At 31.2% G+C, this 6,182-nt stretch carries 5 protein-coding genes; 1 reads left to right on the forward strand and 4 read right to left on the reverse strand.

What is annotated here, in order from left to right; translation table 11 throughout:
* Positions 1–203: 203 nt before the first annotated feature.
* The 4 genes from HF969_RS09640 to HF969_RS09655 all read right to left on the reverse strand — a co-directional run bounded on the left by HF969_RS09640 (position 204) and on the right by HF969_RS09655 (position 4,849).
* Complete coding sequence (locus HF969_RS09640) at positions 204–1,166, reverse strand: SDR family NAD(P)-dependent oxidoreductase (RefSeq protein WP_090290535.1); 963 nt, start codon at positions 1,164–1,166, stop codon at positions 204–206.
* A 97-nt stretch (positions 1,167–1,263) separates the two neighbouring features.
* Complete coding sequence (locus tag HF969_RS09645; RefSeq protein WP_090290536.1) at positions 1,264–1,632, reverse strand: hypothetical protein; 369 nt, start codon at positions 1,630–1,632, stop codon at positions 1,264–1,266.
* Positions 1,633–2,192: 560 nt separating this feature from the next.
* Positions 2,193–3,224, reverse strand: a complete 1,032-nt coding sequence (locus HF969_RS09650; RefSeq protein WP_090290537.1) for a S66 family peptidase — start codon at positions 3,222–3,224, stop codon at positions 2,193–2,195.
* Between the two features lie 473 nt (positions 3,225–3,697).
* Positions 3,698–4,849 carry a hypothetical protein gene (locus tag HF969_RS09655; protein WP_090290538.1) on the reverse strand — a complete coding sequence of 384 codons (1,152 nt, stop codon included), beginning with the start codon at positions 4,847–4,849 and terminating at the stop codon, positions 3,698–3,700.
* 348 nt (positions 4,850–5,197) lie between these two features.
* Between HF969_RS09655 and HF969_RS09660 the strand changes: the two genes are divergently transcribed.
* Entirely contained in the window at positions 5,198–5,980 is a 783-nt protein-coding gene (locus HF969_RS09660) for a YsnF/AvaK domain-containing protein (protein WP_090290539.1), read from the forward strand.
* Positions 5,981–6,182: the final 202 nt, after the last annotated feature.

Raw genomic sequence — 6,182 nt, forward strand, 5'->3', positions numbered from 1 at the left:
CTATTAAATCACGACCACCGGTCGTTCCATCAAGATATTCATTCACTAATTTGATTTTAAATCCTTTTGAATATTTAGACATAAAAAGAACCCCTCTATCCGAGTCCGGATTTAGGGGTTCAGTACAGATACATCAATCGGACTTTCAAATTTAATTTTTAGAGTTATATTTTTTCCAATAAAACTGTTTGGTAGTCGTATCATTAAATTTTACCTTCTCTTTGCATGTCTTCTTTTAACATTTTAAGTCCATCATTCAATTCATACTTTGCTTTCCATCCAATAAGTTGTTTTGCTTTATCAGTATTAAGTACTGATCTTTTTACATCTCCTAATCTAGGTGGCTTTCGTAATATTGGTTGATTACTTTCAAATATTTCAGCAAGCGTATTATATATATCTAAGATTGGTATTTCTATACCTGTTCCAATATTAATTTCTGTATTTAAAGGTGTATGTGTTACTAATTTATTAATTTCTTTTACGTCTTCAATAAACACATAATCTCTTGTGCATCCTCTAGGCATGTCTTCATATGTCATCAATACGGATGGTTTGTCTGCTAAAATATTATTTAAGAAAATTGGAATTACACCACATTCTCCGTCAGGTATTTGTCGATTTCCATACACATTTGCATATCTAAGTATTGTATATTCGAATTTATACAATTTAGTATATACTTTTATATAGTTTTCTCCGGCAAATTTATTTATAGCATAAGGAGAAGCTTGTTGTGGTTTATCTGTCTCAACTGATGTTTCGTCACCCACAATTTCTTTACTTAATGCCCCACCCGAAGAAACATAAATAAAGTTTTTTATAGGATTAGATTTTATAGCATCTAATATATTCAGCAACCCATATAAGTTTGTATTCAAATCTAAAAATGGGTCTAACACAGAATCTGCAACTGATTTTTGTGCGGCATGATGATTAACAATTTCTGGTTTGTATTGTTGGAAAATTTTTGCGACATCTTCTCTATTTGAAATATCAATTTTTTCAAAATGAAATTTTTCATTATTTAGATGAGCTTCTATATTTTCCATTTTTCCTGAAACTAAATTGTCAACACACACTACTTCAAATCCTTCACTTAAATAAATATCACATAAATGTGAACCTATAAATCCTGCTCCACCCGTTATCATTACTACAGTCATCGTACTTCCTCCTGAGATTTATTTTTCTTAATATTATATAAGTACATATAATTATAGATATTCCAATTATAAGTACAATATATTGGTAAGTATAGTCTTAATCAACATTAGCGTCTTTTAACTGAGCACCATCTTCTTGCTCAAATTTTAAACTAAAAGCTACATCTGTCCATAGTGTAATTGATTCATTAGAGATATTTTCATAATCTACATCAATTAATAAATTACCGTCTTCTAGTCTAGCATTACTAAAAGTATAAATAACTTCATCAGTTTCTAAAATTATATCTTCGGCCTGAGGTTTGAGATCTGCTAACTCGATTTTCAAGTCATCAATTTCTTTGTTTTTTTTAATTTGTGCCTCAATCTCAGCTATTCGTTCCGCATTATCTTCCTGTGCAAAAGTAGTAACTCCACCTAACATCATAAGACTTATTGCTAAAACCAAACCTGTCTTAATTTTCATCCTCCTATAATGGTATTAATTTAAATATATCAAATTTATTATAGAATTGAAATCACATTCTTATTTATAAAATAGTTATTTATCAAAAAATATCACACCAACATTATAGGTTGAAATTTTGCTTGCGTCTTAAGTATTAAGTTAGGTTATTCAAAAATGTTTATTACTAGTTATTATATTGCTTGTCCCTGATATCCAATGTTTATTCTCTAAAGAACATTCTTTATGAAATCTCACTATATAAATATCGTATTTAGATTTATTCATGTGTTTGGGTTCTTCTAGTGAATCTTGAAACAAATTATATTATTCATAATTATATTCATTCTTCCTTGCCTCTGACTATGCATCTGCATATACTAAGCCGTAATCGTTACTACAATCTCTATTATAGCGATATATCGCGTAGTTATAACTCCCTTAAATTTCCTCTCAATCAAATAGGTCATCAGTAAAATATAAGTTTTCAACTAAATCTTAGGTATTGTTAGAACTAAACTTTAATCCGTTTAACATGTATAAAGTTTTAACTTCTGACTGTCTATACAAAATGAATCCGTTTAATAATTAAAAGAAATTACTTGTTGTTCAGTATTCACCTTCGCGTTTATGCCAAAAGGTATAATACACCGAGGAGTTGCATGTCCGATATTTACATTATAAACAATGGGTAAATCCTTATTTGAAATTTCTTGAAGTAGAGTGGCTTTATACTCGTTATAATATATTTCATCTTGCGGCTTACCTACTAGGAGGCCAGATATTACCTCAAAAATGCCAAAGTCGTCTAAAGCTCTGATTATTCTTCTAAAAAACGCCGGATCCGGTTTCTCCTCACTCGTTTCCGATAAAAGAATTTTATTTTCCCAATCTTTTATAGTTGGAAATATACCATACTTATTACACAATATTGTCGTGTCTTCATATCTAAAGTTATCAAAAAAATAATAGATTACTTCTAAACACCCTCCTAGTATTTCCCCCTCAAAAATTGATTTCCCGTTTATCAATTCAAAACCATCATTTGAATGACTTTTCATAGATACGCCGATACGATTTACACTGAAATCTGATCTTTCATCATACCAAAAATTACTAGGCTTAATTTCTTTAATTCTCCCTGTATAAATCAATTCCTCAAAATATTTCTTCGTGTATGGAAGCATTTCAGTCGAAATTTCACAAACATCTGATAGAAATGATTGACCATAGAACGTTTTTATCCCCAATTTATTTAGCATAAAATGATTCATCGTTGTATCAGAAAATCCTAAAAATAACTTTTGATTCACAACCCTTTTTAATTCATCATTTTCAAACAAATATGGTAATAATCTATAGGTATCATCTCCGCCAATCGCGCATAAAATCATATCTATCGAATCATCTTGAAATGCCTGTATGAGGTCACTCGCTCTACTTTCCGGATGATTCTTTAGATATTCTATCCCTTTTAAAGAGTGAGGTAAGAACTCAATCTCTATTCCATAATCTCTTATTCGATCAATACCAATATTAAGCTCATGCTTTACATTATTTTCTCCTAATAAGCCACTCGATAAACTAACAATTCCTATTTTTTTTACTTTCATATTCAACTTACCTCTTTCATATACTCCCATATATTTATTTTATTTTAACAAACAAGCAGATATAAAATGATAAAAAAAAAGAATTTTACTTTATAATTAAAGAAAAAAATTTATGTCTACTAAAATAAGAAGAAACTTTACCTGTGCTCATCCAATTTACTTAATTTATTTATTGGTTTAAAAGCTTTTGAAATATTTAAGAGCTAGATTCATTTCGAAAAAGATTATACTTCAAAATAAATCCTTAGGTCCTAGAAGTACTCTTGTATTCTTAATCGCTCGATCAAAGGGACCTTCGTTTATAATGTTATTCGCCTGAAATATTAATAACTCTTTTAACATTTTTGTAAACTCTAACAAAGAAGATTAACAAAGAGACCAACCAACTAAACGTTGATTGATCTCTTAATTAACATATCATCTTTTGTAAAAAGCTTTATTTTAAAACTTACATCTAAAAATTTGAAAGGAGATTACTTAATTTCTACTACCCGTTCATCTTCTTCTAATTCTCTTTCTGCCCCCATTTTACCAGCATAAGCAGAAATTACTAATCCTAAAACAGCTCCAATGAAAGCATAAATTGAATATTTAGATGCTTCGTTCATCACATCATTTGTTGTTTCAACACCCTCATCAACAGCCTGTTTAGCATCCTTTTCAAGACGGTTCATTTCTGTTTTTGCATCGGCTAATAAGTCTTTAGCTTGTGTTTGAGCTTCTTCATAAGACTTAATAATGTTGTCAGTCGCTTTTTCGGCTTCCTCATCATTTAAATCGGTATTATCGGCAATTGCGTTTGATAAAGCTTCTTCATCTAAGTTTTCTTCGATAACTGCCATACGATCTTCAATGTTAGAATATACATCTTTTAAAGCTTCATCGGCTGGTTTTCCTTCAACAACAACACTCTTAGCAGCCTCTTGAATGTCACTTACTGTATCATCTAATTGATTCTGTAAATAATCTGGTTGTAGCTGTTCAATTTCTGTGTCTTCTAGAACATCTTGTACTTCTTTATCAAGGTTAGAAGTATCAACTTGTAAATTATCTGCTATTGCATTAAACGCATCTTGCGATAAATCACCTGCTGTTTGTGCAACATTGCCCACTACATTTCCTGCAGCACTAGTTGTAGCTCCAAACATAGCTCCAATTGTATTAAAGGTTCCAGTTATTGCTGAAGAAGCTAAAACGGTTGCGATAATTAAGCCTGATGCCCAAGTCAAGAAACCATGAACTAATCCAGCACGGTGAGCAGTGTAACCTGCAATAAAGCCTCCACCTGCTAAACTAAGAATTAAGGAAATAATTGTCCAGATAATCAATCCCATTCCTACTCCATCTAAGGGATTAGCAGCAGTTAAATCTGTAGCTCCCAATCCAATAGCAGCCCCAATTAATGAGAAGAGCATACTTAAAGCAACAAAAGTTACTAAGCCCGCAAGAACCGCACGCCAAGACAAGTTCTCTCCAATGCGATGATGTCCATGAAGATGTCCTACATGATGAGGGTGATAATAACTTTGTGATTCCTCGTTAAATGATGCTTCTTTGGTTACAACTTTTCCTTTACCCCCAACCGTTTGCTCAACATTATTCTTTTCTAACTTATTCTCCTCCATACTTATCCCTCTTCCTATAATTTTAGTTAATTAAAATATATCTTTTTAACTCGGTCATTATTTCAATAAAAAATATTCTACTATTAAAATATTTGTTAATCAACTTAATCAAAGGTAATAGTTTTGAAATATGACTACCTGCTAAAATATATTATCATATCTAACTTTATTATAAGAATACTAAGTTTTCTAAAAAATTTCAAACAATACGCCTCGATTAAAAAATGTATTTGAAGCTAAAAAATATAAAAAGAAAAAAATTAAGTTAATTAAAGCGTTATATTTGTGGTTAAAAATCATTCGTGTTAAATTTTAATTGTAACAAATATTAAAAGGGAGTGAATTTGTATGGCAAAGTTTATTTATGGCTCTTATCGAACGTTTAGTGAGGCAGAGGCTGCTGTTGAAGACATACTTCACCGTGGAGTAGCAAGTTCAGATGTCATTATTGCAAAAAATAGTGACTATGTCACCGAAAATACTTCTACTACTGGTGTTGAGGTCACTTCTATAGAAACTATCAATGAAAATGAATCATGGTGGGAAAACTTCCTAGACTTTTTCAGTGATGATCGTTACGAAAATCCTTCCGAGCACTATTCTGAATATCGCGATCTAGTTGCCGAGGGTGATGTTCTTGTCTTGGTTGATGAAGTATATTTAGCTGACTCGTCTGAACCAGGTTATCATGGTACAGGTTATGTTGAAGGTTATGATCCAGAACACCATGCGAATGATGGGTTGGATGAAAATCACCACATTAAATTACACGAAGAACAATTGAATGTTCGTAAAGAAAAAGAAAATTTAGGTCAAGTCGAAATTACAAAACACGTCGTTGAAGAAACAAAGACAATTGAAGTTCCTGTAGAACGTGAAGAGATCCATATTACTCGAACTAACAATACTGATGAGGTTGCAGATCCAGATGCTTTTAAAGAAGAAACAATTGTTGTTCCTATTTCAGAAGAAAAAGTTCATGTAAATAAGAACACTGTAGTGTCTGGAGAAGTTGATATTGAAAAAACAACAGAAGTTGAACAAAAAGAAGTTAGTGAAAAAGTTCGTCGTGAAATTGTAGACGTAGAAGACGATGAGGAATTAATTAAAGACGATAAGAATCAATACTAACACTCATAAAAAGCCCCTTTAATATTAAAGGGGCTTTTTTTACGTAAAGAAAATTAATGGTTCTATAATAAATAAGGTTGATGGAAGAAAAATACTTCCTTCAACCCTATTTTTTGGTACACAAAAACACAGAAGTCCGATATATTAAAAGCGCTAACCAAAATAGAAAGGACTCTGTGCTATGACTCATGATATACGAAAA

Origin of the sequence: Facklamia miroungae (assembly GCF_012396555.1) — a bacterium.
Taxonomy (GTDB): domain Bacteria; phylum Bacillota; class Bacilli; order Lactobacillales; family Aerococcaceae; genus Facklamia; species Facklamia miroungae.

Excerpts from the sequence above, each read along its gene's own strand:
- HF969_RS09645 (WP_090290536.1), bottom strand. The coding sequence starts at position 1,632 with ATGAAAATTAAGACAGGTTTGGTTTTAGCAATAAGTCTTATGATGTTA.
- HF969_RS09660 (WP_090290539.1), top strand. The coding sequence starts at position 5,198 with ATGGCAAAGTTTATTTATGGCTCTTATCGAACGTTTAGTGAGGCAGAG.
- HF969_RS09640 (WP_090290535.1), bottom strand. The coding sequence starts at position 1,166 with ATGACTGTAGTAATGATAACGGGTGGAGCAGGATTTATAGGTTCACAT.
- HF969_RS09650 (WP_090290537.1), bottom strand. The coding sequence starts at position 3,224 with ATGAAAGTAAAAAAAATAGGAATTGTTAGTTTATCGAGTGGCTTATTA.
- HF969_RS09655 (WP_090290538.1), bottom strand. The coding sequence starts at position 4,849 with ATGGAGGAGAATAAGTTAGAAAAGAATAATGTTGAGCAAACGGTTGGG.